Source organism: Coriobacteriia bacterium, assembly GCA_041658765.1.
Taxonomy (GTDB): Bacteria; Actinomycetota; Coriobacteriia; order Anaerosomatales; family JBAZZO01; genus JBAZZO01.
In genome coordinates, this window is record JBAZZO010000020.1 from 1 (window position 1) to 24195 (window position 24195).

General features: G+C 69.0%; 25 protein-coding genes. 11 read left to right on the plus strand and 14 right to left on the minus strand.

Translation table 11 applies throughout. The annotated features are described in order from the left end of the window. Positions 1–224: 224 nt before the first annotated feature. The 4 genes from WC971_10220 to WC971_10235 form a co-directional block, all read right to left on the minus strand. Positions 225–821 carry a PIN domain-containing protein gene (locus tag WC971_10220; protein MFA5845189.1) on the minus strand — a complete coding sequence of 199 codons (597 nt, stop codon included), beginning with the start codon at positions 819–821 and terminating at the stop codon, positions 225–227. Positions 822–920: 99 nt separating this feature from the next. Further along, positions 921–1217 (minus strand): type II toxin-antitoxin system RelE/ParE family toxin, encoded by a 297-nt coding sequence (locus tag WC971_10225; protein MFA5845190.1) that lies wholly within the window; start codon positions 1215–1217, stop codon positions 921–923. Then, a complete protein-coding gene (locus WC971_10230; protein MFA5845191.1) occupies positions 1214–1462 on the minus strand; it encodes an addiction module protein in 249 nt (82 codons plus the stop codon). The genes WC971_10225 and WC971_10230 overlap by 4 nt, the downstream gene beginning before the upstream one ends. A gap of 208 nt (positions 1463–1670) precedes the next feature. Continuing rightward, on the minus strand, positions 1671–2939 hold the full coding sequence (locus tag WC971_10235; GenBank protein ID MFA5845192.1) for an MFS transporter: 1269 nt from the start codon (positions 2937–2939) through the stop codon (positions 1671–1673). Between the two features lie 62 nt (positions 2940–3001). Here WC971_10235 and crcB point away from each other — a divergent pair, with 62 nt between their 5' ends. Together crcB and WC971_10245 are read left to right on the plus strand one after the other, a co-directional pair. Beyond that, on the plus strand, positions 3002–3376 hold the full coding sequence (gene crcB / locus WC971_10240) for a fluoride efflux transporter CrcB (protein ID MFA5845193.1): 375 nt from the start codon (positions 3002–3004) through the stop codon (positions 3374–3376). Between the two features lie 11 nt (positions 3377–3387). Further along, the gene (locus WC971_10245; protein MFA5845194.1) at positions 3388–3735 is read left to right on the plus strand and encodes a DUF190 domain-containing protein; all 348 of its coding nucleotides are present in this window, start codon (positions 3388–3390) and stop codon (positions 3733–3735) included. Here the strand turns inward: WC971_10245 and WC971_10250 are convergent. Beyond that, on the minus strand, positions 3722–5704 hold the full coding sequence (locus WC971_10250; GenBank protein MFA5845195.1) for an SMP-30/gluconolactonase/LRE family protein: 1983 nt from the start codon (positions 5702–5704) through the stop codon (positions 3722–3724). The genes WC971_10245 and WC971_10250 overlap by 14 nt on opposite strands. A 64-nt stretch (positions 5705–5768) precedes the next feature. Here WC971_10250 and WC971_10255 point away from each other — a divergent pair, with 64 nt between their 5' ends. Together WC971_10255 and WC971_10260 are read left to right on the plus strand one after the other, a co-directional pair. Continuing rightward, positions 5769–6683 carry a M28 family peptidase gene (locus WC971_10255; GenBank protein MFA5845196.1) on the plus strand — a complete coding sequence of 305 codons (915 nt, stop codon included), beginning with the start codon at positions 5769–5771 and terminating at the stop codon, positions 6681–6683. After that, positions 6680–7066 (plus strand): hypothetical protein, encoded by a 387-nt coding sequence (locus WC971_10260; protein ID MFA5845197.1) that lies wholly within the window; start codon positions 6680–6682, stop codon positions 7064–7066. Before WC971_10255 ends, WC971_10260 begins: the two co-directional genes overlap by 4 nt. Here the strand turns inward: WC971_10260 and thrC are convergent. Then, on the minus strand, positions 7047–8582 hold the full coding sequence (gene thrC / locus WC971_10265) for a threonine synthase (protein MFA5845198.1): 1536 nt from the start codon (positions 8580–8582) through the stop codon (positions 7047–7049). The two genes, WC971_10260 and thrC, sit on opposite strands and share 20 nt — an antisense overlap. A 144-nt stretch (positions 8583–8726) precedes the next feature. Between thrC and WC971_10270 the strand changes: the two genes are divergently transcribed. Next, a complete protein-coding gene (locus WC971_10270; protein MFA5845199.1) occupies positions 8727–9932 on the plus strand; it encodes a cofactor-independent phosphoglycerate mutase in 1206 nt (401 codons plus the stop codon). Between the two features lie 13 nt (positions 9933–9945). On the opposite strand, the gene WC971_10275 is transcribed toward WC971_10270, so the two are convergent. The 4 genes from WC971_10275 to WC971_10290 all read right to left on the minus strand — a co-directional run bounded on the left by WC971_10275 (position 9946) and on the right by WC971_10290 (position 12894). Continuing rightward, positions 9946–10578 carry a flavodoxin family protein gene (locus tag WC971_10275; protein ID MFA5845200.1) on the minus strand — a complete coding sequence of 211 codons (633 nt, stop codon included), beginning with the start codon at positions 10576–10578 and terminating at the stop codon, positions 9946–9948. A gap of 13 nt (positions 10579–10591) precedes the next feature. Continuing rightward, positions 10592–11185, minus strand: coding sequence for a PadR family transcriptional regulator (locus tag WC971_10280; protein ID MFA5845201.1), 594 nt, complete (start codon positions 11183–11185; stop codon positions 10592–10594). 310 nt (positions 11186–11495) lie between these two features. Beyond that, positions 11496–11816 (minus strand): hypothetical protein, encoded by a 321-nt coding sequence (locus WC971_10285; protein MFA5845202.1) that lies wholly within the window; start codon positions 11814–11816, stop codon positions 11496–11498. Between the two features lie 109 nt (positions 11817–11925). Beyond that, the gene (locus tag WC971_10290) at positions 11926–12894 is read right to left on the minus strand and encodes an EamA family transporter (protein ID MFA5845203.1); all 969 of its coding nucleotides are present in this window, start codon (positions 12892–12894) and stop codon (positions 11926–11928) included. 59 nt (positions 12895–12953) lie between these two features. On the opposite strand from WC971_10290, the gene WC971_10295 reads away from it, so the two are divergent. From WC971_10295 to WC971_10320, 6 genes are all read left to right on the plus strand, one after another. After that, positions 12954–13397, plus strand: coding sequence for an NUDIX hydrolase (locus tag WC971_10295; protein MFA5845204.1), 444 nt, complete (start codon positions 12954–12956; stop codon positions 13395–13397). A gap of 400 nt (positions 13398–13797) precedes the next feature. Beyond that, positions 13798–14970 carry a homocysteine biosynthesis protein gene (locus WC971_10300; protein ID MFA5845205.1) on the plus strand — a complete coding sequence of 391 codons (1173 nt, stop codon included), beginning with the start codon at positions 13798–13800 and terminating at the stop codon, positions 14968–14970. Position 14971: 1 nt separating this feature from the next. Further along, positions 14972–15379: an NIL domain-containing protein gene (locus WC971_10305; GenBank protein MFA5845206.1), complete on the plus strand. Its 408-nt coding sequence runs from the start codon at positions 14972–14974 to the stop codon at positions 15377–15379. 33 nt (positions 15380–15412) lie between these two features. Beyond that, entirely contained in the window at positions 15413–17824 is a 2412-nt protein-coding gene (locus WC971_10310) for a homocysteine S-methyltransferase family protein (GenBank protein ID MFA5845207.1), read from the plus strand. Beyond that, the gene (locus WC971_10315) at positions 17821–18492 is read left to right on the plus strand and encodes a methylenetetrahydrofolate reductase C-terminal domain-containing protein (protein ID MFA5845208.1); all 672 of its coding nucleotides are present in this window, start codon (positions 17821–17823) and stop codon (positions 18490–18492) included. The genes WC971_10310 and WC971_10315 overlap by 4 nt, the downstream gene beginning before the upstream one ends. Beyond that, the gene (locus WC971_10320) at positions 18489–19358 is read left to right on the plus strand and encodes a methylenetetrahydrofolate reductase (protein MFA5845209.1); all 870 of its coding nucleotides are present in this window, start codon (positions 18489–18491) and stop codon (positions 19356–19358) included. Before WC971_10315 ends, WC971_10320 begins: the two co-directional genes overlap by 4 nt. 34 nt (positions 19359–19392) lie before the next feature. Here the strand turns inward: WC971_10320 and phnE are convergent, their stop codons facing one another. The 4 genes from phnE to WC971_10340 all read right to left on the minus strand — a co-directional run bounded on the left by phnE (position 19393) and on the right by WC971_10340 (position 23903). Beyond that, positions 19393–20214: a phosphonate ABC transporter, permease protein PhnE gene (gene phnE, locus WC971_10325; protein ID MFA5845210.1), complete on the minus strand. Its 822-nt coding sequence runs from the start codon at positions 20212–20214 to the stop codon at positions 19393–19395. Further along, a complete protein-coding gene (locus WC971_10330; protein MFA5845211.1) occupies positions 20211–20960 on the minus strand; it encodes an ATP-binding cassette domain-containing protein in 750 nt (249 codons plus the stop codon). Before WC971_10330 ends, phnE begins: the two co-directional genes overlap by 4 nt. Continuing rightward, positions 20960–21868, minus strand: coding sequence for a phosphate/phosphite/phosphonate ABC transporter substrate-binding protein (gene phnD, locus WC971_10335; GenBank protein ID MFA5845212.1), 909 nt, complete (start codon positions 21866–21868; stop codon positions 20960–20962). The genes WC971_10330 and phnD overlap by 1 nt, the downstream gene beginning before the upstream one ends. 118 nt (positions 21869–21986) lie before the next feature. Beyond that, entirely contained in the window at positions 21987–23903 is a 1917-nt protein-coding gene (locus WC971_10340) for a YncE family protein (GenBank protein MFA5845213.1), read from the minus strand. Between the last annotated feature and the right edge of the window lie 292 nt (positions 23904–24195).

Sequence of the window (24195 nt, forward strand, 5' to 3'; positions counted from 1 at the left end):
AGCTTCTGACCAGCGGGAATACGGACGCCTAGATACACGCCGTTTCTGCGCATGATCGCTCGTCTTCGCAGCTTAGACCCATCAAACGCGGACTATTCGCGGGAGTTAGCTGCGGAACCCAGGCCAGCGGCGCGCCCAGATTCATCTTGCGCCGAGTGTAACGGACGCGGCGCGCCGTCTGTGTGGATGCCCGGGTTAGATGCTGCGCCAAGAGCTCGCGAGCGCTAATCGAGGGAGTAGGTGACCTTCCCGCCAGCGACCGTGACATGTCCGGACGCCTGCAGCGCCCTCACGACAGCCTGGACTTCGATCTCCGAGAGCTGCTGCTTCTTGAAGTGAGTGGCGATGTGTCGCGCTAGCGTCTTGTCGCTGCGAGGTCTGGTGCTCTTGGGCTGGCGCAGCGCGTCAACGATGACTCTCGCGCGTTCCTGTGCCGACTTCTTGGGATTCGCATTGACCTGGGGCATCGCTTCTATGGATGCCGAGCGCGCCGCGAAGATGTGTCGAGTCTTAAGGTGCTTGATGAGCGGGTCAAAACCGGTGTCCTTGGAGATGATGTGAAAGAACGCCGCCGGATCCTCCGTCGCCATCTCACCGATGTAGAACGCGATGTGGAAGTCGAGGGCGTTGGGCCCCGAGCCCGACATCTTGATGTAGCGGGCCCTCTCACCCATGCGCTGGACGGCGGACACGAGCTCGAAGGGCAGCTTCGCCTGACTTGCGCCGACGAAGATCAGTACCCGGTAGGGGTCCTGCTCCAAAGCGCCGAGAGAAGAGGGTTGGACGCTCTCGAAGTCGATGAGCACAATGTTTGTCCGCAAGTGCCGACCTCCATTCGTCGCGTGCATCCAACGTCGGGCAGTTGAGCGGCGAACGAAGTGAGTCCGCTCGAACTGCTTGTTCGAATCCACACGAAGTACCTACATCCTGTCCTGCCAGTAGAACGGACGGCGGCGATTGTGCGCCACGGCTAGCACGTAGACTTCATCGTCAACGAGCGAGTAGACCACGCAGTACGGGAACCGGGCCATCAGCTTCTTGCGTGCCGGATCACGTGCGATCGGCGACGAAGCCGGAAGCAGGCGAATCTGATCACCCGCTCGCTCGAAGTCGACGAGGAACGCGGAACCGAGCCCTGGCCCCTCGAGCTCGTAGAATGCGGCGGCTTCCTCCAGCTCGCGTTGAGCTGTCGGGTGGAGGCGGATCCTGTGAGTCACCGGAGGGCGGCGCGCGCCTTGGAGAGCGCCTCCTCCATAGAGACGGTCTCGACCGCTCCGGTGACGATTTCCTGGTGCCGCCGCACCGCCTCTTCGAGCCAGAGCTGCTCGATCTCAGACTCCGAAAGCTCGTCGAGGCTGTCGAGCAGATCGCGGGCGAGGCCTGCACGACCGGATGGATCCAGTCGCAGCGCTTCACGCTTGAGTTCGTCGATAGTCATGGAGCTCACCTCTTCGTCGTCCAACTACCCATCAATCATACGCCCGGGACGGACATGCTGACCACGACGCAACCGCCGCGCGTTGTGTCGGTTCGAACAGTGTATATGCAGACTGTGTGATCCCCCGACGCAGCTCCTGTCTTCTGCGTAACACGATACGCCAGGCGAGTTCAGGCAGGTAGACGCCGAGTGGATCGAGTGTTACGCAGTCTGTGTATCGCGCCGATCCTCCCTACCGCCCCGCCTCGATGCCCCGCGCGCCGATCCAGATCGCGTAGACCAGCAGCACCGCCGCGCCGGCGCCGATGGCGGTCGCAGCGCCTACGGCGCGGCCGAGAGCACCGAACGCGAGCGCGCCGAACGGCATGACGCCCATGAACGCGAGGACGAACAGCGCCATGACCCTCCCGCGCAGCTCGGGCGGCACCTTCGCCTGGAGGCTGGTGTTGATGCCCGACGTCGATGCGAGGAACGCTCCGCCGATCACGACGAGCAGCCCGGCGGTCAGCACGAACGAACGCGAAAGTGCGATGCCGATGAGCCCGAGCGACATCACCAGCACGGCGGCGCGCACGATCCGGTCGCGCCGCACCGTCGCCGGCAGGCTCGCGATCACCAGCGCTCCGACGAGCGCGCCGAGGCCGTTCGCCGCCATCAGCATGGCGTACCCCGAGCTCTTCACGTGCAGCGTCTCGACGGCCACCACCGGCATGAGCGTGGTGAACGGCATGCCGAAGATCGTCACCATCGCCTGCGTGGAGAGCAGCACCGCCGCGTCGCGCTCGTGGCGCACGTAGCGCAGGCCGGCGGCGATGTTGCGCCAACCGCTCTCGCCGGTCTTCTCCGGGCGCGTCTGGCGCGGATGGATGACGGCGAGGGCCGCGATGACCGCGAGGAAGCTGACGGCGTTCGCGTAGAAGACCTCGGTGACCCCGAAGCGCGCGAAGATGAGCGCGCCGATCATCGGCCCGACGAGTCTCGCCCCGTTGAACTGCGCGGCGTTGAGCGCGATGGCGTTGAGCAGCGACTTTCGCGGCACGAGATCGGGCACGGTCGCCTGCCACGCGGGGAACGTGAACGCTGACGCCGCGCCGCCCACGAGCGTGAGGCCGTAGACCCATGCCATCGTGATGCCGCTCGTCTGCGTCAGCACGCCGAAGAGCGCGGCCTGCGCCATCATCACGACCTGCAGCCAGATGATCAGCCGCCGCCGGTCGACACGGTCGGCCACCGCGCCAGCGAAGAGTATGAAGACGAAGATCGGCGCGCCCGAGAGGAAGTTGACCACCCCGAGCGTGAGCGACGAGCGCGTGAGCTGGTAGACGAGCCAGCCGAGCGCGACGTTCTGCATCCACGTCCCGACGTTGGAGAGGAACGCGCCCGTGAGGAAGTAGCGGAAGTCGCGGTAGCCCAGCGATTCGAACGTCTTGAAGCGGCCGAGGATGCCCTGGGGCGGGCCTTCGACGTTCGCTTCGGAAGTGGGGATGTCGGGTCGCTGCATGAGGCCATCGTAGCATCGCCGCTGTGATAGGCTCGTCCACGTCATCGAACGAAAGGGAGCGCATGCGCGAGGTCGCGGTCGTCGCTGCGGGAGGCGCCATCGGCGCCGCCGCGCGATACGCCTTCGGGGCGTGGGCCGCCGACCGCTTCGGCGCTGCGTTCCCGTGGCACACGCTCGTCATCAACGTCGGCGGCGCCTTCCTCCTCGGGCTGCTCATGGCGCTCTCGGCCGAGCGCGGCCTGCTCGGTCCCGGCTGGCGCATCTTCGCGGGTGTGGGCGTCCTCGGCGGTTTCACGACGTTCTCCACGCTCGCTTACGAGTCGATCCGCCTCGTCGAGCAGGGCTCGGCCGCGGCCGGGCTCGCGAACATGTTCGGCAGCGGGGTCGCGGGGCTCGCGGCGGCGGTCGCCGGTCTCGCCCTCGGCAGATTGCTGTAGGAAAGGACTCCATGGACATCGAAGGCGCTGCGAAGCGCGTGACGCTCTACATCGGCGAGTGCGATCGCTGGGACCACAAGCCGTTGTACGAGGCGATCGTCGAGCGGCTGCGGGCGGAGGGCTGCGCGGGAGCGACCGTGCTGCGCGGCATGTCGGGCTTCGGCAAGCACAGCCGCATCCACACGGCCGCCATCCTGGACTTCTCGGCGGACCTGCCGGTGGTGGTCGTCTTCGTCGACACGCCGGAGCGCGTCGACCGGGTGCTGCCGATGGTGGAGGAGATGGTCGACGGCGGTCTCGTCGTCGTCGAGGACGTCACCGTGGCCAAGTACTCGCACCACGAGGTCAGCGGACGGTGAGGTAGCTCCATCCCGAGATCGTCGAAGGGTGCTCTGCGTCGTTGTGCGTCGCCTTCAGCCTCCATCGGCCCGTGTACGGGAGAACGATGGCGGCGCGGTAGCGCGTGGACCCGGCGTCGTCCCATGCGCGGCCCAGCACCGACGATCGCAGCACCCAGCGGCCGTCCTCATAGCGGTAGCAGTCGACGATCACGGGGTACGTTCCCGGCCGGTGGCGTGGCTTGAGAAGGCCGGACGCGACGAATCTGACGTTGCGGCGCGCGTAGGCCGGCACGGTCGGCGCGGCGAGGTACGCCCGCGGGAGCACTTCCAGCGTCGCGCTCGTCGTCTCGTGCGACGTGATGCGCCACAGCGTGCGCACGGTGAGCGTGAGCGGCTGCGCGAAGACGACGCCGCCCGCGGCGTCCGCGGTGCGAGTGGCGATCGGGCTCCACGTGCGCCCGTTGGTCGAGCGCCAGAAGCGGGCCGTAGCGCCCGGCAGCGGCGCGGAGCTCGCCTCGTCGGCGATCGTGCACGCGATGTTGACCGTGACGCGTGCGCCGTACGCGCGGGTGTCGGGAGCGACCCTGAGCGTCGCTCCCAGGCCCACGGCCCGCACGGAGGTGTCGATGCTCACGTCGGACGAGCGATTCCCCGCGCGGTCGAGCGCGTAGGCGGTGATGGTGTGAGGTCCGGGCACGGAGGTCATCGCGTCGTTGCCGCGCGTCCACGGGCCGTCGTCGACCCGCCACCACGTGGACGCGACGCCCGAGGCGGCATCGGTGCCCGTCACGGAGACGTGCGCCCGCCCCAGGTACGTCCCGCTGGCGGCGAGCGAGGCAGCGGGCGCGACGCGGTCGATCAGCACGGTCGCGGTGCGGGCCGGCTCGACGTTGCCGTCGTGGTCGGTCGAGAAGAACGCGATCGTGGTGGCGCCTTCCGCGCTCACCACCGTCGGCGCGGCGTACGTGGAGAGCTCGCCGGCGCCGACGCGGATGTAGGACGAGGCGACGCCGGAGCCCGCGTCGAATGCGCCGAGGGTGAGCGAGACGTCGTGCGAAGACCAGCCTCCCGACGGGATGCCCGATACCTGCGTGGCGGGCGACACGACGTCGGGCACGAACTTCTCGATGCGGTTGTTGTTCTGGTCGCAGACGTAGAGGTCGCCCGCACGTGAGAACGCGAGTGCGTAGGGGTGGTTGAAGCGTCCCTGCGCCGAGCCGAGCTGTCCCCAGCCCCAGACCCAGGCGCCGCCGGTAGAGAACTTCTGGATGCGGTTCCCGTTCGTGTCGGCGACGTAGACGAGGCCGTTGCGGGGGTTCACGGCCACGCCCATCGGGCTCGAGAGCGCTCCGAGTGCCGAGTCGGAGCCGTCCCACGAGGTGACGGGCGTGCCTTCACGGTCGAAGACCGCGATCCGGCCGTTGCCGGTGTCGGCGACATAGAGCGTGCCGGATGCGTCCACCGCTATGCCATGGGGCTGGGCGAGGCCGTCGACCGCGCGCAGGAATCGCCCGTTCGCATCGAAGGCCTGGATGCGGCCGTTCAGCCCGTCGGCCACCCAGACGGTGCCGGACGCGTCGACGGCCACCCCTGTCGGGTAGCGGAACTGCCCGGCGCCGGTACCGACGACTCCCCAGTCGCGGACGAAGCCTCCGGTGGCGGTGAACTTCTGCACTCTAGCGTTGCCGGAGTCGGCGACGTACACCGAGCCGTCCGGCGCGATGGCGATCCCGTCGGGCTCGATGAAGGAGCCATGCCCGCTCCCGCTCGATCCCCATGCGGCGAGGAAGGTTCCCGAGGCCGTGAAGCGCTGCACGCGGTGGTTGTAGCGGTCGACCACGTAGACCTGGCCGGTCGACCCGACGGCGACGCCGCAGGGCTGCTGGAAGCGCGTGCTCCCGCCCCATGCGGTCTCGAACGTCTCGGCCGCTCCCGGGACTGGCACGGCGAGCGCGACGAGGAGGGCGGCCGTGACCAGCGGGGTCATGATGCGGGATCCTCGCACGCCGTCTCCTTCCCTTTCGATCCGCTGCGGCTCTACTATCGGTCACATGATGTCTTCGCGTACAGAGGAGCAGCACGCCGCGTGCCGTGCGGGAGCGGCGTTCGCTATCGCATGCGCGATCGCGCTCGGCGCCCCGGCGCTCGCTATCGCCTCCGCCCGAGCGTTCGACGCGTCGCGCGCCGTCTCGCACGCCGCCGCGCTCGCGCGTTTCGGCGTGCGCGTCGAGGGCACGGCCGCGGAAGCGCGAGGCGCCTCGTACGTCGCGGGCGTGCTGCGCGGATACGGATACCGCGTCTGGGTACAGCGGGTGACGTTGCCGAACGGGCGCGCTTCGCGCAACGTCATCGCGGAGAGGATCGGCCGTTCGACGAGCGTCGTCGTGCTCGGCGCGCATCTCGACAGCAAGCGCCCGTCGCCGGGCGCGAACGACAACGGTTCCGGTTGCGGGACGCTCCTCGAACTCGCCCGCGACCTTCGCGGCGCGGACGTCGTGCCGACCGTGCGGTTCGCCTTCTTCGGCGCGGAGGAGTCGATCGACGGCGTCGAGGCGCACCACCACTACGGTTCGCGCGCGTACGTTCGATCGCTCTCGAGCACCGCGCGGGCGCGTGTCGCGGGGATGATCTCCGTCGACATGGTCGGCTACGGGAGCCGGTTCAACGTGCGCTCGATGGGCAGAGGCCCCCAGGGGCTGGTGAGCGAGATGCTGGCCGAGAGCCGCTCGCGTGGGGTGTCGATGACGTATCTCGCGGACGGCGGCCGCTGGGGCTGGAGCGACCACGAGGCCTTCGAGGTGGCGGGGATCCCCGCGGCTTGGCTCGAGTGGAGGCCGGACCCGGCGTGCCACACGAGCGGGGATGTCGCTCGCAGGCTCGACTCGCGGCGCGTCGCGACGACGGGGACGTTCCTGCGCGCGTGGCTGCTCGGTCTGCGCGCGGCCGACCTCGACGACTGGCGATGAAGGCCGGCATCGCGATGGAGGACACCTGGAAGCGCATCGCCGGGCGCGCGCTCGCGTTCTCGCTCGGCGTGCTGTGGGGGTTCTTCGTCGCCTTCAACGCGGTCTTCTCCGACATGGGCGCCGGCGAATGGCCTGGCGTGGTCGCGTACGTTTTCGTCGCGTATGCGCTGCTCGGCCTAGCGTTCGGCCTCGCCGGACCTAGAGCGGGTATCCGATGGGCGGCGTGGCTCGCCGGTCCAGCGGTGCTCCTGCTCGTGCTCTACAGCCTGCGCGAGACGGGGAGGCTCGGCTGGCACGCGCTCGTGCTCGCGCTCGTCGTCGCCGGCAGCGTCGGCGGCGCGGCGCTGGGCGCGAGGGTGCGCGCTACCCCAGCCACTCCCTGACGGCGTCCTCGACGCCCTCTTTGCCCGCGTCGACCACGCCGGTGAACCGCTCGGGCAGGCCGTCGAGCTCGGCGAGCGCGTGCGGCACGGGCGACGCGCCCGGTGCGAGATCCGCGATGCGGCCCAGCAGCTCGACTCCCGACAGCCCCGCGACGTCGGCCGGCAGCGGCTCACCGGCGCCGACGCTGTCAAGGGCGCGGTAGACGTCGGCGCCGAACTTCGCCCAGTGAGCGGTCGACACGACGAGCACGGGGTCCTCTCCGCGCAGTCTCTCCGCGACCTCCCAGGCGACCGCGGTGTGGGGATCGAGCAGGTAGCCGTACTCCTCCCACACCTGCCGCACGACGGCGAGCGACTCGTCGTTGGTCACCCAGTCTGCTGAGAAGTGCTCGCGGACCTTCGCGAACGTCTCGCGGTCGACCTGGAAGCGTCCGTCGGCGGCGAGCCGCGCCATCCACTCGCGCACGCGCCGCGCGTCGGCGAGTTCGAAGAGCAGGCGCTCGAGGTTGGACGAGACGAGGATGTCCATCGACGGGCTCGGTGTGGTGACGAAGCCACGCGCGGAGATGTCGTAGACGCCGGTCGCGATGAAGTCCGCCAGCACGTTGTTCTCGTTGCTCGCGCACAGCAGGCGCGAGATGGGCACGCCCATACGCTTGGCGTAGTACGCGGCCAGGATGTTGCCGAAGTTGCCCGTGGGCACACAGATGTCGAGCGGCTCGCCGGCCTTGACCCCGCCGGAGGCGACCATGTCCGCGTAGGCGCTCGCGTAGTAGACGATCTGCGGCAGGAGCCGCCCCCAGTTGATCGAGTTCGCGCTCGATAGCGCGAGACCGCGCGCGTGCAGCTCGGCCGCGAACGCCGGGTCCGCGAAGGCCGCCTTGACCGCCGTCTGGCAGTCGTCGAAGTTGCCGCGGACGCCGAAGACGCCGACGTTGCGGCCGCGCTGCGTGACCATCTGCTTGCGCTGGATGTCGGAGACGCCCTCGGCCGGGTAGAAGACGACGATCGAGGTGTGCTCGCGGTCGGCGAAGCCCTCGAGCGCGGCTTTGCCGGTGTCGCCGCTCGTCGCGACGAGGACGAGGTAGTCGTCGACCGCCTCGCCCGCGTCGCGTCTGATGTCGATCGCCTCGGAGAAGAACGGCGGCATGCACTGGAGCGCCATGTCTTTGAAGGCGCTCGTCGGGCCGTGCCAGAGCTCGAGCACGTGCGTGCCCGCGACGACCTCCTCGACGTGCGCCACGTCGGGGTGGTCGAAAGCGTCGCCGTACGCGTCGCGCATGAGGTCCGCGATGCGCTCGTCGTCGACGTCGACGCGGAAGAGGCCGAACAGGTACGCCGCGCGCTGCCAGTACGGGAGGTCGGCGAGCTCGAGCACGTCGTCGAGTGGGAGGTGGGGGAGCGACTCGGGGATGAAGAGGCCGCCGCCCTCCGCGATGCCCTTCACGACGGCGCCGCTGAACGCGGGCAGGGTGGCGTCGAGCCCGCGCGTGTCTTGATAGCGGAGCGGTTCCATGCGTGCAGGATAGCAGAGGGGCGGACCACTGAGTGTCGGTCCTTCTCACTCCACCCGGCCGAAGCCGTAGCACAGCGCGCGGAATGATGCCGATCGCCACGAGTTGGTCTACGCTGGTAGCGACCACGCGAGGGCGGGAGGGGCATGAAGCACGTCATCGTCATCCTCGACGGCGCCGCCGGTTGGCCGTTGCCCGAGCTCGACGGACGAACGACGCTGGAGGCTGCCCGGACGCCGAACCTCGACGCCCTTGCGGCCGAGGGGACACTCGGTCTCGCTCAGACCGTGCCCGAGGGCGCCGAGCCTTCGTCCGCCGCCGCCTGCACGGCCATCCTCGGCTACGACCCGGTCGCCAACGCCGTCGGCCGGGGGGCCATCGAGGCCGCGAGCATGGGGATCGCTCTAGGGCCGGGGCAGGTGGCGCTACGGCTCAACCTGGTGAGCATCGTCGACGGCCGCATGAGCTCCTACGCGTGTGGTCACATCCCCACGCTCGACTCCGCGGCGATCATGCGGGACCTCTCGGACGCCCTCGCCGGCGATGTCTTCTCGTTCCATCCGGGGGTCTCGTACCGGCATATCCTCGTCGTCACGGGTCACCGTGAGCTCTTCGAGGCTCGGTACACCCCGCCTCATGACATCTCGGACAAGCCGGTGTCGGCGTACCTGCCCGACGGTCCGGGCGCGGACCTGCTCCTCGACCTGATGGAGCGGGCGCGGCCCGTCCTTGCGGCGTCGGCGGTCAACAACGCGCGGGCGCGCAAGGGGCAGGTCGTCGCGAGCCACATCTGGCCGTTCTGGCCAGGCGTCGCCCCCGAACGGCTCATCCCCTTCGCGGCGACTCGAGGCCGGCACGCCGCGTTGACGTCCGGCGTCGATCTGCTCAACGGGCTGGCAAGGCTGTTCGGTATCGACCGGCTCGAGATCGATGGCGTCACGGACGGTTCCGACAACGACTACGCGGCGCAGACCGCCGGCGCCCTCGCAGCGCTCAAGGACCACGACGTGGTGTTCGTGCACGTGGAGTCGCCCGACGAAGAGGGTCATGCCGGCAACATCGGGGGCAAGATCGCGGCGATCGAGGACATCGACCGTGAGGTCGTCGGTCCGCTGCGCGACGCCATGCTCTCCGCCGAGGGGGGCATGCGGCTTCTCGCGATGCCCGACCATCCCACGCCGATCGCGATCAAGACGCACGTGGGGGAGGCCGTCCCGTTCGTCATCGCGGGCTCGGGCGTGCCGGCCAACGGCGGCGGCGGATTCGACGAGCACTCCGCGGCGGCCACCGGTCTGCGCGTCGACCCCGGACACCTCGTTCTCGACAGGATGCTCGCCGACCAGATCGACTGAGGCGATCCTGCTCCTAGCCCAGTGCGGGAGTCGCGGTGCGTCCACGTACGAGCACGCTCCGGCGCGGGCGGGACGCACAAGTCGCCGCGAGACGCGAGGCCAGCGCGCGTGCTCGGTCCTCGCCCGCGTCGCGGTCGGACGGGTGCGCCGTGGGGCCGGGGACGGATGCGACGCCGAGCGGTCGGAGCCCGCAGGCGGCCAGCGACCTGGCGGTGCGTCTCGCACTGGTGGGGGACATGCCGAGTACGCCCGTGAGCCCCGCGCCCTCGCCGACGGCCGCGATGAGTGCGACGTGGGCGTCCGCGCTCATCGCGGGCTGCGACGCCGAGCCGCGAGTCACGCGGGCGAGGCGGGCTAGCAGCGACTGGAGCGCCGCGTCGGTACGCCGGAAGTTGCCCGATGTCCCGATGAGCAGGCCGTCGGCGTCGGTGATCGAGCGTGCGAGGCCCGTGAGGTCGTCCTCGATGTCGCAGATGCCGGTGCTCCGACAGCCACCGCATCCCGTGCAGCAGCGTATGTAGCGCTCGTAGAGCCGGACCCTCTCGACGTCGGCTCCTGCCGCCTCCAGCGTCCTGGCGGCCGTCTCTACGGCCGCGGTGATGGTGCCTCCCCTGATGGGACTCCCGTCGATCGCGATGACGCGCATGCGATGTTCCTCCCTACGCGGCCGGTGACGGTGCGCGTTCTTCCGTCCCACGGCGAGGCGGCAGGCCCCCAGCGACCTCTTCGATGCAGTCGTCTATCTGGTCCACGGCGGCGCGCGCCGCGGCGATGGCCGATCGCAGGCTCATACGCTCCAGCGCGGCGTCCCGCTCGTCTCCGAGTGCGGCCCAGTCCTCGACGGCGCGCATCGTCTCCGTGCGCAGTCTGTCGAGGCGCGCCTGGTAGAGGTCGCGTGCGGCGCGCAGCACCGCGAGGAGGGTGTCGTCCGGGATGTCGGCTGCTAGGAAGAGCCGCAGCCAGAGGGGGTCGCGGACCGATGGGGGTTCTGGTGCGGCCGCCAGACGGCGCAGCAGGTCGGTCCTGCCGGTCTCCGTGAGCGCCCACAGACGGCGGTCGGGCCTGCCGCGCTGCGCGATCGGTCGTGCGCTGACGAGTCCGTCGCGCTCCAGGCGGTCGAGTGTGCGATAGACCTGCGCCTGGTCTGCGGGCCACGCGTGAGCCGCCGCGCGGTCGAAACCGCGGGTCTTCAGATCGTAGCCGGACATCGGCTCGCGGCCCAGGAACCCCAGGATAGCGATCTCCAGCGACATCTAACCGCCCAGGTCAGTGCTAATAGACAAATCATATATAGGATAAGTCCAATAATAATGCAAGTCTCGACCACGAATCTAGCCATGCGGGCTTAGCGCCTGCTCAGCCAGGTAGACGGAACCCTCGACCAAAGGTGGATGCGGCAGAAACGGTTCTGGACGCCGAAAACCCCCGGAATGCCGAACGGCGAGACCTCTGGGGGAGATCTCGCCGTTCGGTGCGGCCCCGGGGGAAGGGCCATGGAGAGGGGGAGGGAGGAAGGGTGGCTGGGTGGCCTGGGTGCCGTCCTCTTCTATCTCGACAGGCGTGCTATCGCAGCGCCTGGAGTAGATGCCCGTAGGTCTCGGCGTCGATCTCGCCGCGGGCGAAACGCTCCCGCACGATCGCGACGGCCGTGTCGTCACGAGGGGCCGGAGCCGGGGTGACGGCCGCGGCGGTCGTGGTGTGGTGGCCGCAACCCGCGCCGATCAGGTGACGCTGCGACATCACGAGCCACAGGATGAGCCCGACGAACAAGAGCGGAACGATGAACATGAGGATCGCCATCCCTGTACCTGGGTGACCGAATCCCGCGGAACCGAACGCCGCGCGGGGAGCGTACTCGAATGCCCTATAACCGAATCCCATCATGGGGTGCCTCCTTATTCGCACAACATGACTATCGCCCCAGCGTGTGAGATGCGTGTGCGCGGGATATGGAGATGTGATGGAGGCTCGGCGCAGCTGCGGGCCGGGAAGATCAGGCCTCGGGCGCCTCGGCGGCGAGCGGCTTGCCGGCGCGCGTCGGCGCCGTCGTCGTGATGGCGACCCCGGCGACGATGACCGCCATGCCGAGCAGCATCCAGCCGTCGACGGGTTCCGGTCGCGAGAGCAGACCGACACGACCGGCGGCCCAGCCGAGGAATACGGCGACGACGGGGTTCACGTAGGCGTAGGTCATCACCTTCGAGGCCGGCGCATGGCGCAGCGCCCACACGAACGCGGTGAATGCGATGCACGAGCCGAAGACCACGAGGTAGGCGACGGCTCCCGTACTCGCGGCCGTGAGGACGTAGCGTGGCGCCTCGCCGGAGAGCAGTCCGATCGCGAGGAGCACGGTGCCCGCCGTGAGCATCTGGTACCCCGAGGCGACCATGCCGTCGACGTCGACCGGGAAGCGCTTCGAGACGATCGTCCCGGTAGACCAGAGCCACGTGCTGAAGACGAGCAACCCGATCACGAGAAGGTCCTTCGGCGTGCCGTTCACTCCGGTCACGCGGGGCGCCATGAGGATGCCGAGACCCGAGAAGCCGATCACCAGCCCGACGATCCCGAGCGGCGACGGACGGTCCATCCCCGGGACGAGCGACTCGCCGGTCGCGATCCACAGCGGGAGCAGAGCGACGATGAGCGCGGCGAGTCCCGAGGGCAGCGTCTGCTCCGAGACGAAGAGCAGGTACATGCCGCCGACGAGCAGGAAGAGACCTACGATCGCGATGGTCCGGTAGTCGCGCCACGGGATCCGCACGGGCACGCCGCGCAGGCGCGCGAAGCCGAGCAAGAGCGCTCCGGCGGGGAGCAGCCGAGACGACGCGAACAGCGCCGGCGGCAGGCCGGCCTGAAGGCCGACGCGGATGGCGAGATACGTCGAGCCCCACACCACGTAGAGCGTGGCGAACGCGACGACGAGCTTCACCTTGTGGGGCCAGCGCAGGGGATTGAGCGACACGGGGACGGCTCCTTGAGGCTCGCGAACGGGTCCCGCCAGCATACCGCTACACTGTGACCATGCCGACCTACGAGTTCCCCCGGCCGGGGCTGACGGCCGACACCGTGGTGGTGCGCGGAGAAGGCGATGCGCGCGAGGTCCTTCTCGTGCGCCGCGCGAACGAGCCGCACGCCGGTCGCTGGGCGCTCCCCGGAGGATATGTCGAGGAGCTCGAGCCGCTCGAGGCGGCGGCGAGACGCGAGCTCGCCGAGGAGACGGGACTCGTGGTCGGGCGGATGCGCCAGGTGGGAGTCTTCGGCGATCCGGGCCGCGATCCTCGTGGGTGGACCGTGACCGTCGCGTTCCTCGCGCGGGCGGACGCTGACGCCACGCTCGTGCCGGGCGACGACGCGGCCGAGGCGGCGTGGTTCCCGGCCTCGGAACTGCCGCCGCTCGCGTTCGATCACGCCGATATCGTGCGAGCGGCACTGCACGACGCCGGCACTTCGAGCCCCGCGGTTTGACATCGCCTCTCGCCGCTCGTATCGTTCCTCGCAACCGCATAGACGGCCGTAGCACGAGGATGAGTACGTGGAGTGGGTAGGACCGCAGAGAGCCGGGGCAGCTGAGAACCGGTGTCCGACAGCCCGCGGAACATGGCCTCGAAGGCCTCCGGAGGAACGGCGCGAGAGCGCTCAGTAATGCCGGACGGACGCCCCCGTTATCATGGGCTCGAGAGCATCGGACCCCTCACGGCATCTCCCGCCGCCGCGAGTGAGCTACCACCGGTCCCGTGCTCGAGATGAGGCCGCCGAGCATCCGCGAGGCGGCGAAGTCGGGTGGTACCGCGAGACGCTACGCTTCTCGCCCTGACAAGACCTTGTCGGGCGGGGGGCGTTCTTTGGTTTCTTGGAGGTGGTTTGCATGGCGAAGACCTGGGAGGAGATCAACGCGCGCATCGCCGCAGGCGAGGCCGTGGTGGTCACCGCTGAGGAGTTCGCGCACGTCGCGGCCGAAGACGGGCTGAAGTCCGCCGCGCGCAAGGTCGACGTGGTGACGACGGGGACGTTCGGTCCGATGTGTTCGTCGGGCGTCTTCCTCAACTTCGGGCACAGCGACCCGCCGATCAAGATGGGCGCCGTCTCCCTCAACGACGTGCCGGCGTCGGGCGGGCTCGCCGCGGTCGACACGTACCTCGGCATCACCGAGCCCTCGACGACGAAGGGCATCGAGTACGGCGGAGCGCACGTCGTGGAGGACCTGTTGCGCGGCAAGGCGGTGCGCCTCAAGGCGACCGGTCCCGGCACGGACTGCTATCCGCGGACCGAGATCGACACGTGGCTGAGGCTCGAAGATTTGAACCAGGCGTACTTCTTCAATCCGCGCAACGCGTATCAGAACTATGCCGTGGCGGTGAACACGGGCGACCGGGCTCTCTACACCTATCTGGGCACTCTGCTGCCGAACCTCGGCAACGCCACCTTCTGTTCGGCGGGCGCGCTGTCACCGCTGCTCAACGACCCGACCTATCGCACGATCGGCGTCGGGACGCGCTGCTTCGTCGCCGGCGCCGCCGGCTACGTCGCGTGGGAGGGGACGCAGCACAACCCGAACCAGACGCGCGACGAGCGCGGCGTGCCCGTCGCACCTAGCGGGACGATCGCGGTCATCGCGGACCTCAAGTCCGCGAGCGCCGAGTACTTCTCGGCTGCGACCTTCACGAAGTACGGCGTCTCGGCGTTCGTCGGTATCGGCATCCCGATCCCGGTGCTGGACGAGGACATCGCGCAGACGCTCGCCTTGACCGACGCCGACATCACGGCGACCGCGTTCGACTACGGCGTGCAGCGCCGGAGCCGCCCGTCCCTCGGGCGCTTCACGTACGCGCAGCTGCGCAGCGGCACCATCGAGATCGACGGCAAGAAGGTCCCGACCGGGCCGATCAGCTCGCTGCCGAAGGCGCGGGCGATCGCGGCGGAGCTCAAGCGATGGATCTCCGAGGAGCGCTTCTCACTCACGCAGCCGCTCCAGCTACTGCCGCAGCCCGGCTCCCAGGCGTTCAAGCCGCTCGAGATCCGCGACGAGGAGGCGATCTGACATGGCGCGCCGAAGGCTCGACCTCACATTCCCCCCGCGACAGGCGACGAAGCCCATCGCCTACCACATCGTGAAGGACTTCGACCTCGTGCCGAACTTCCTTCGCGCGCAGATCCAGCCGGGACAGCAGGGCCGCATGCTCGTGGAGGTGGTCGGGGCGAAGGACCGCATCGACGCCGCCGTGGCGTTCCTCGAGAACGAGGGCATCACGGTGAAGGCCGCCGCGTCCGACATCCGGCTCGACGAGGAGCGCTGCGTCGTGTGCGGCGTCTGCACCGCGGTGTGCAAGCCGGGAGCGCTCTCGCTCGCGCCCGATACCGCGGAACTGCTCTTTGACAAGGACGCCTGTGTCTACTGCGAGGCGTGCGTCGTGGTCTGTCCGCGTCGGGCGATCACGCTCGAGTTCTGAGATAGACTTAAGCCGAGCGAGGAGGTGGACGAGATGCCGGACGTCATGAAGCGGGTCGGCCTTGAGGTGCTGGTCATCGATGGCGCCATGGGTACGATGCTGCAACGCGCCGCCGTCCCCTCGGAGCAGTGCCCCGAGCAGCTCAACCTCACCGCGCCCGACATCATCGAGCAGATCCACCGCGGCTACGCGCTGGCCGGCGCCGACTGCGCGACGACGAACTCCTTCGGCGGCACGCGAGTCAAGCTCGCCGAGTACGGCCTCGGCGACATGGTCGACGCCTTCAACCGCGCCGCCGTGCAGCTCGCGCGCCGCGGTGGGTCCCCTCACGTCCTGGCGGACGTCGGGCCGACAGGTCTGGTCATGGAGCCGCTCGGAGGGGCGTCCTTCGACGAGGTCTTCGACGTCTTCGCCGAGCAGGTGCGCGCGCTCGCCGCGGAAGGGCCGGACGCGATCGTCCTCGAGACGTTCACCGACCTCGCCGAGGCGCGCTGCGCGCTGCTCGCGGCTCGGTCCGTCACCGAGCTGCCTGTCTTCGTCTCGCTCTCGTACGGTCTGAGCGGCCGGACCGAGCTGTCCGGGACCGACCCCGAGACGGCGGCGGTCGTGCTCGAGGCGTGCGGCGCTTCGGCCATCGGGATGAACTGCGGTCTCGGACCCGAGCAGATGCTGCCGCTGCTGACGCGGCTCGCCGCCGCGACGTCACTGCCGGTCTTCGCGCAGCCGAACGCGGGTCTTCCGCGGCTCGTCGACGGCGAGACGGTCTTCCCGGGAACGCCGGACGAGATGGGCGAGCACGCCGCGCGGTTCGTCGACGCGGGCGCGGCGCTCGTCGGGTCCTGCTGCGGTTCGACGCCGGCGTTCACCGGCGCCATCGGCGACTTCGCCAAAGGGCGTCGCATCGGCGATCGCCCGTCGCCGCCCGCCGGAGTGGCGCTTGCGAGCGCGCGCCGCGTCACGCGCATCGGCGTCGGCTTGCCGCTCGCGGTCATCGGCGAGCGCATCAACCCGACCGGGAAGAAGGCGCTCGCGCAGTCCCTGCGCGAAGGGTCGCTCTCGGTCGTGCGGGAGTACGCGGTCGCGCAGGAGCACGCAGGCGCCGGCCTCCTCGATGTCAACGTCGGCGCCGCTGGCGTCGATGCGGCGACGATGCTCCCGGAGGCCGTGAGGGCGCTCTCGTCACTGACCGACCTGCCGCTCGTGATCGACACCACGGACCCGGTCGCGCTCGAGAGGTCGCTCAAGGCGTATCCCGGCAGGGCGCTCGTGAACTCCGTGAACGGAGGCGAGGAATCGCTGCGCGTCGTGCTGCCGCTCGTCAAGCGTTACGGCGCGGCTGTCGTGGCGCTCGCGCTCGACGGCGAGGGGATCCCCAAGACGCGCGAAGGCCGGCTGGACGTGGTGCGTCGCATCCGGGACGCCGCCGCGGCCGAAGGTCTTGGCGACGGCGACCTCGTCGTCGACTGCCTGACGCTCACCGCCGCGACCGACGCGGACGCCGCGCGCACCACGTTGGAGACGCTCTTCACCGTGGCGCGGGAGTGGGGGCTCGCGACGACGCTCGGTGTGAGCAACGTGAGCCACGGGCTTCCCGGCCGTTCGGCGCTCAACGCGGCCTTCCTCGCGATGGCCGCCGCCGATGGGCTCTCGAGCGCCATCGTCGATCCCCACGACGCCGACGCGTCGCACTCGGTCCTCGCGGCGGACGTGCTGCTCGGAAGGGACGTGCGGGCGCAGCGGTGGATCGCGCACTCGGTGGCGGGCGCATCGGCCGAGGGCGATGTGGCCGTTCCGGAGTCTGCCGACGCCGACCCGCGCGACCGCCTGAAGTCCGCTGTCGAGCGGGGCGACGCCGACGGCGCTCCCGCGCTGGTCGATGCCGTGATCTGTGCCGGCACGCCGGCGGAACGCGTGGTCCTGGAATTGCTCACACCGGTCATCCAAAGCGTCGGCGACGCGTTCGGCCGCGGAGAAGTGTTCCTGCCGCAGCTCATGGTCGCCGCCGACGCCATGAAGGCGGCGGTAGCGAGGGTGCGGTCGCATCTGCCGGAGACAGCCGGAGCCCAGGAGGGCCGCGTGGTCTTCGCCACGGTCAAAGGAGATATCCACAGCATCGGCAAGGACATCTGCGTCTCGCTGCTCGAGAGTCAGGGCTTCGCGGTGCAGGACCTCGGCGTCGACGTGGCGCCGGATGTCGTCGCGGCGAACGCTGCCGGCTCGGACGCGGTGTGTCTGTCCGCGCTGATGACGACGACGCTGCCCGCGATGGAGGCGACCGTTCGCGCGGTCGCGCACGAGGCTCCCGGCGTGCCGGTGCTGGTCGGCGGCGCGGTCGTGACGGCGGACTACGCGACATCGATCGGCGCCGGATGGGCCGCGGACGCTCCGGGCTGCGTGCGCGCGGTCAGGTCCGCGATAGAGCCCGGTAAGGACGGCGCTTCATGATCATCACGAAGCCGCGCGACTGGGAACGGATCGAAGCCGATCTCGACGCGGTGGGAGCGAAGCGCGTCTTCATCATGGGATGCGGGGAGTGTGCGACGGTCGCGCAGACCGGAGGCGAGAAGGAGGTCCTGCGGGCGAAGGAGATCATCGAGAAGACGGGTCGTGAGGTCACGGGCTGGGCGGTCGGTGCCGTGACGTGCCACTCCGGCGGCACGCAGCTCGACATGCGGAAGTACGCGGGAGATGTGGCCCGCTCCGACGCGATCGTGGTGCTCGCCTGCGGTGCGGGAGTGCAGACGGTCGCCGACGCGGTCGCCACGCCGGTCTTCCCCGGCCTCGAGTCCCTCTTTCTGGGGAACGTCATACGCCACGGCATCTTCGAGGAGCGCTGCCGCATGTGCGGCGAGTGCGTGCTCGACCTCACGGGCGGGATCTGTCCGGTGACGACGTGTCCGAAGGGTCTGCTCAACGGCCCGTGCGGTGGCATGTGGAACGGCATGTGCGAAGTCCTGAGCGACCGGGAGTGCGTGCACGTCCGTATCCGGCGCCGGCTCGCGGAGCAGGGTCGCCCCGCGAAGAGGGTCATACCGCCGAAGGACCACAGCCGCAAGCTGCAGCCCGGAAGTGTGAACCTGCGGGCCGGTCGCGAACGCGGAGACCGGTCGTGAGTCGTCTGCGCGAAGCTCTCGATCGTGGCGAGTTCGTCGTCACGGGTGAGGTGGCGCCTCCGCGCGGGTCGGACCTCGCCGCTCTGCGCCGCTCGGTCGAGGCGCTCGGACCGGTGTGCCACGCTTTGAACGTGACCGACAACCAGGGTGCGAACCTCCACCTCTCGAGTCTGGCCGCGTCTCGCGTCGTCCTCGAGATGGGTTTCGAGCCGGTCTTCCAGCAGACGTGTCGCGACCGGAACAGGCTCGCGCTCCAGTCCGACCTCCTCGCGGCATGGACTCTCGGCATCGAGAACGTCCTCCTCCTCACCGGCGACGATCCGCGTGGTGGCGACCATCCGCAGGCGAAGGGCGTCTTCGACCTCGACTCGACCCAACTCATCGAGGTGGCTGCCGCGCTCAACGAGGGCCGCGACATGCTCGGTCGTCCGCTCGACGGCGGGACCGGGTTCTTCGTCGGTGCCGCGATGTTCCCCGAGGCGGAGCCCTGGGAGATCCAGCTAGAGCGTGCCGTCCAGAAGATCGCCGCGGGCGCGATGTTCTTCCAGACGCAGGCGGTATTCGACATAGAGAAGCTCGAGCGCGCTGTTGCGGCCCTGCGCCCGCTAGGCGCGAAAGTCATCGCCGGTGTGCTGCTGCTGCGCGGTCCGAAGGTGATCGACTTCATCAACGAGCGGCTCGCCGGGCTCATGGTTCCCGACGATGTCGCGGCGCGAATACGCGGCGCGGCCGATCCGAAGGAGGCGGCTGTGGACCTCGCGGTCGAGCAGACGCGAGCGATCCGCGCCATCGCGGATGGCGTGCACGTCATGCCGCTCGGCCTCGACGATCGCGTGCCGGAGATCCTGCGGCGCGCTGGATCGTGAGTGGGATCCCGATCCTGGAGTCGGCCGCTCGTTCCTAGTCGTTGCGTGCGAGTCGGCCGCGCAGGAACGAACTGAAGCGGTCCACGGCCGTCACGAGGATCAGGAGAGCCGCGAGAAGCGTCAGCATCTCCTGATACTGGAACAGCCGCATCGCGATGTCGATCCGTTGTCCGAAGCCGCCCGCTCCCACGAAACCCAGCACCATCGCCGCCCGGATGTTGCACTCCCACTGGTACAGCGTGATGGATACAAGGTTGGGCGCGGCTTGAGGCAGCACCGCCCAGAGGAGGATCGCGATCCCCCCTGCGCCTGTGGCGCGCAGCGTGTCCACCGGAACGGGATCCACCGACTCCATCGCCTCCGCGTACAACTTGCCGAGGAGCCCGGCGCTGTGAACGGTCAGCGCGAGCACGCCTGCGAAGGATCCGAGCCCGACGGCGGCGATGAACATGAGCGCCCAGACGAGGTCCGGGATGGTCCGCATGACGTTCAGGATGCCGCGCGCGGTCGCGTAGGACCAACGCCGCCCGAGCCTGCGAAGACGCCCTTCTCCAGGCTGCGAGGGTCCACGGGAAGGCTTCGTAGCGATCACGGCGAGCGGTGCCGCGATGAGCACACCGAAGACCACGCCGAGAAGCGACATCTGGACGGTCTCGATCGCCGGTCTGATGAGGCCGAGAAGATAGTCCACGGAGAGTTCCGGCGGGAACAGTCCGGTCACGAAGCGCGCTATCTGCCGGCGACCATCCGGTCCGACGAGCAGGAGCGGACGGGCGTCCGTCCCCCGTGCGCTCCACATCACGAGCGCCAGTAGGATCAGCGGCCACGAAGCGCGTCTGAGCGAGAGCCGTCTCACGCGGACTCTCCGTTGTAGATGTCGACGGTGACCGCATCGGTCAGTCCGTCGGTGGAGCCGTCGAACACCAGCCGCCCTCGACGGAGCCCGATCGCGCGCGTGAAGTGCCGGCGGACCTTGTCGACGTCATGCACCGAACACACGACGATGGCGCCGCGCGCGGTCTCTTCGACCAGAAGGCTAAGGACGACATCCGCGGTCGCGGGATCGACGGATGCCACGGGCTCGTCAGCGACGATCAGCCGCGGCGCCTGGAGCAGCGTTCGCGCGACAGCCACCCGCTGACGCTGTCCCACACTCATCTCGCCGACGCGGCCGCACTCCCTTCCCTCCAACCCCACTCGCCGGAGGACATCGCGAACTCGAGCGATATCGGCCTCACTCGGTCCGAGAAGAGCGGACGCGAGCAGTCTCCATACGGTCCATCGGTGCATCCGGCCGCCGAGCACGGCCATCGGTGTCGAGATCGCCGAAGGAAGTCCATGCTGCTGGTGGACGTAGCCGATCGATCCGCGCAGCCTCTTCGACGAGGGGTCGTTCAGGTCTTCTCCGTCGAGCACGATGCGTCCGGCGGCAGGCGCCGCGAGGTGGGCCAATGCGCGAAGGAGCGTCGATTTGCCGGCACCGCTCGGACCGATGACCGCGACGGCCTCGCCGGCGGACACTCCGAAGTCGATGTCTTCGAGCACGTTCGGGCGGGTCGAGTACGAGAAGCCGAGACCTTCTACCGCGAGAGCCCGGTCCACTACTTCGCCGGATTCGACAGACCGAGCCTCTCGGCATCGGCGCGCAACTCGGCGTAGTCTCCCTCGTCGACGGCCACATACCTGCGCGCGCGGAGCAGGTCGAGAAGCGTCGGGTCATCGATGCCGAGGAAGGCGTCGCGGATGTCCTCCTTGAGGCCCGGATCCATGCCGGCCGGGACGCACCACGGGTAGCCCTGCACGAGGCGCTTGTCGATCACCTTGATGCGCGAGGCGTCGATCTTGCCGTCTTTCTCGAGCCGCGCCAGGACCCTGCCCTCGATGCCGCCTGCTGCGACACTGCCGTTCTCGACGGCTTTAGCGGTCGCATCGTGACCTCCCGTGTACGCGACCACCTTGATGGGTGCGAAATCCCGCTTCCAGTCGTAGCCGGCCTCGAAAAGCATCTTGCGCGGGTACAGCGACCCGGATGTCGATGAGGGATCGCCGAAGGCGAAGCTCTTGCCTTTCAGGTCGCCGAGCGATGACACGCCGCTGTCCGTTCCGGCGATGATCAGGCTGTAGTACTGCTCGGTTCCCGTCTCGGCATCGATCTCGGTCACCAGCGGCTCGACGGCCACCTGCTGCAACGCCTGTGCGTAGGTCAGTCCCCCGAAGTACGCAAGATCGAGCTTCCCGGCGACCATCGCCTGCACGACACCCGTATAGTTCGATGCGACGAAGAGCTCGACCGGGCGGTCGAGCTCTTGCTCCAGATAGACTCGCAGCGGTTCGTATTTCGCCGTCTGCTGTTCCGGTGCGATGTTCGGGATCAGCCCTACACGCAAGGGAGCGTCCTTGCCGTCGGGAGGGACGGACACCGCGGTCTTCGAGCCGCACCCCGCGAGTGCTGCGGTGACAGCGATCGCCACTGCGAGGAGGAGGGGCGTCCGGCGAGACATCACATGCATCAGCACTCCTTAGGGTATATATTAGGGGTACTGATAGAATACGTACGGTCTGCCGTTCCGTCAACACACACGAACCACCGAACCACCCTAAGCTCGCTCCCGCTGCATCCACTACGCTCTAGCGGGCGGTGACGTTCCCTCCGCCCAGCGGAGCGTCCACCGAATAGATCGACGTCCCGGTCGGGTCCCACACCCTGAGTGCGACGGCGTCACTTCTCGCCGAGGCCGGTCCGCCGTCCGTCGCGCGCAGTTCGAAGCGGTAGCCGGGGAGTCTTCCCAACGTGCACTCGCCGGTGAGCGTAGCGGATCGCTCGACGACGCTGAGGCGCTCGAGACGAGTGGCGGCCAGCTTGGCCCCGCTAGGCAGCTGCACGGTCAGGCTCCCGACAGGTGTGTCACCCTCGGGCGGGTAGTACGCTTCCACTCCGAAGGTCACGCGCTCTTTCGGCGATCCGGCGGAGAGCCATCCGCCTCCTTCGAGCAGGGCATCCCGGTCGATCGGAAGCGCGAGCGAGACGTCGAGGGTCCCTCCGAACGTCGCTCCGACCCCGCCCGTCCCGCCGTCGGAGTTGGTCACCACGGCGCCGGCGGCGTCCATCGCCGCCACTTCGATCCCGCCCGCTGCATCTGCGGTCGCCGCGTCCGCGACGATGCGCCACTCGACATGCGTGGTGTTCCCGCCCGCCGTGATCTCGGCGCGACGCCACGCGGTCTCGCCGCGCAGCCGCCAGAAGACGGCCGCTATCGGCGATGCGCACGGCGCACGGCGGCTGGCCGCGGTGCCAGCCATCACGATCGATCCGTCCGCCATGCGGATGGGGGTCGCTGCGGTCAACTCGACCACCGCCTGCTCGGCGGCGAACGCGGGCGTGGCTCCGAGCCATGCGATGGACTTCCCCGTATCGCTCAACACGCTCACGGAGTTGGAGGCGTAGTTGGAGACGTACGCTTTATGGGGCGAGGCACCCTCGTCGACCGCGACCGCGTTCGGCTGGGCGCCGACGGCGACCGTGGCGGGGGAGAGGGCGGAGTCGATCACGGTGACGGAGCCGCTCCCGTTGTTGGTCACGTATGCCTTGCGGTCGCCGGAGTCGAACGCGATGGCGCACGGGCCGGTACCCACTGTGACCGTGCTCTCGATCGTGTTGTCGCCGGTCCGGATCACGCTGACGGTGCCGTCGCCGTAGTTCGCGACGAACAGCCGGTCGCCGATCGCGTCGATCGCTAGCGCCCGAGGGGACGCGCCGATGGCGATGGTGCCTGCCTTGGCGTCCGTGCCGTCGATGATCGTCACCTCGCCGGCGTACTCCGAGGTCACGTAGGCGTAGCCGGTGTCGGGGTCGCAGACGACGCAGCGCGCGCCCGCGCCGACCGCGATCGTGGAGATCACGTGGTTATCGGCGGCGTCGATGACTGTCACGCTGTTGGTCGCGCGATTCACCGCGAAGAGCCGCCGGCGCCCTCCTCCGACGTAGAGTGCGAGCGAACGAGGCTGTCCGCCGACCTGGATGTCTTGGATGAGCGCGCCGCTCGTCGCGTTCCACACCCGGACGACGTTGCGTCCGTACACGGCGGCGAACAGTTTGGGAGGATCGCTCGTGGGGTCGAGCGCTAGTGCGCGAGGACCGCCCCCCATGGAGATGCCCGACGAGAGCGTGGCGGTCGCGGAGAGACTGGACTCATCGATCACCGTGACCTTGCCGCTCCAGAAGTTGCCGACGTACGCGCGAGCGGGGACGGCGAGCGGATCGACCACCACCGCGAGGGGGAAGGCCATGCCGCCGCCCGTGGAGACCGTGGCGGAGACGGTGTCCGAGACCCCGTCGAGGATCGAGACGGACCCGCCCGCGTAGTTCGCGACGTAGACGCGGTGGGAGACGGGGTTCACCGCCACGGCCGTCGGGCGCGACCCGACGGTGACGGTCGAGAGCAGCGAGTCGGCCGAGAGAACGAGCGACGCGGACAACGCGAGCAGGAGACAGGTGGAGACGACGACCACGGAAAGGCGAGCGAACACACGCCGATGCGAGCGCATCCGGACCACCCCCGAACTCGGATTACGCCTATATAACGAATCATACGCCCGGACGGGTCGGCAGGATACGCGAGTGTGACGTGCGTCACACGTTTGACCATCATCCGCGGTGCAGCGCGTTGGCGCTCGTGGGGCTCCGGTCGGTGGTCGACGGGCGCTCTCATCGTCCGTGATGCCTCAGAATAAAAGGTACTCGAGCGACTGATTCGTTGCCTCACAATAAAGGTACTCGACGTCGGACGCCTTCACCTCCTCTTTCCATCTCGGGTTCTTGCGGGCGTTGAGCTTGTAG

Coding starts and splice junctions, on each gene's coding strand:
- WC971_10235 (MFA5845192.1), bottom strand. CDS start 2,939: ATGCAGCGACCCGACATCCCCACTTCCGAAGCGAACGTCGAAGGCCCG.
- crcB (MFA5845193.1), top strand. CDS start 3,002: ATGCGCGAGGTCGCGGTCGTCGCTGCGGGAGGCGCCATCGGCGCCGCC.
- WC971_10245 (MFA5845194.1), top strand. CDS start 3,388: ATGGACATCGAAGGCGCTGCGAAGCGCGTGACGCTCTACATCGGCGAG.
- WC971_10250 (MFA5845195.1), bottom strand. CDS start 5,704: ATGACCCCGCTGGTCACGGCCGCCCTCCTCGTCGCGCTCGCCGTGCCA.
- WC971_10255 (MFA5845196.1), top strand. CDS start 5,769: ATGATGTCTTCGCGTACAGAGGAGCAGCACGCCGCGTGCCGTGCGGGA.
- WC971_10260 (MFA5845197.1), top strand. CDS start 6,680: ATGAAGGCCGGCATCGCGATGGAGGACACCTGGAAGCGCATCGCCGGG.
- thrC (MFA5845198.1), bottom strand. CDS start 8,582: ATGGAACCGCTCCGCTATCAAGACACGCGCGGGCTCGACGCCACCCTG.
- WC971_10270 (MFA5845199.1), top strand. CDS start 8,727: ATGAAGCACGTCATCGTCATCCTCGACGGCGCCGCCGGTTGGCCGTTG.
- WC971_10275 (MFA5845200.1), bottom strand. CDS start 10,578: ATGCGCGTCATCGCGATCGACGGGAGTCCCATCAGGGGAGGCACCATC.
- WC971_10280 (MFA5845201.1), bottom strand. CDS start 11,185: ATGTCGCTGGAGATCGCTATCCTGGGGTTCCTGGGCCGCGAGCCGATG.
- WC971_10285 (MFA5845202.1), bottom strand. CDS start 11,816: ATGATGGGATTCGGTTATAGGGCATTCGAGTACGCTCCCCGCGCGGCG.
- WC971_10295 (MFA5845204.1), top strand. CDS start 12,954: ATGCCGACCTACGAGTTCCCCCGGCCGGGGCTGACGGCCGACACCGTG.
- WC971_10300 (MFA5845205.1), top strand. CDS start 13,798: ATGGCGAAGACCTGGGAGGAGATCAACGCGCGCATCGCCGCAGGCGAG.
- WC971_10305 (MFA5845206.1), top strand. CDS start 14,972: ATGGCGCGCCGAAGGCTCGACCTCACATTCCCCCCGCGACAGGCGACG.
- WC971_10310 (MFA5845207.1), top strand. CDS start 15,413: ATGCCGGACGTCATGAAGCGGGTCGGCCTTGAGGTGCTGGTCATCGAT.
- WC971_10315 (MFA5845208.1), top strand. CDS start 17,821: ATGATCATCACGAAGCCGCGCGACTGGGAACGGATCGAAGCCGATCTC.
- phnD (MFA5845212.1), bottom strand. CDS start 21,868: ATGCATGTGATGTCTCGCCGGACGCCCCTCCTCCTCGCAGTGGCGATC.
- WC971_10340 (MFA5845213.1), bottom strand. CDS start 23,903: ATGCGCTCGCATCGGCGTGTGTTCGCTCGCCTTTCCGTGGTCGTCGTC.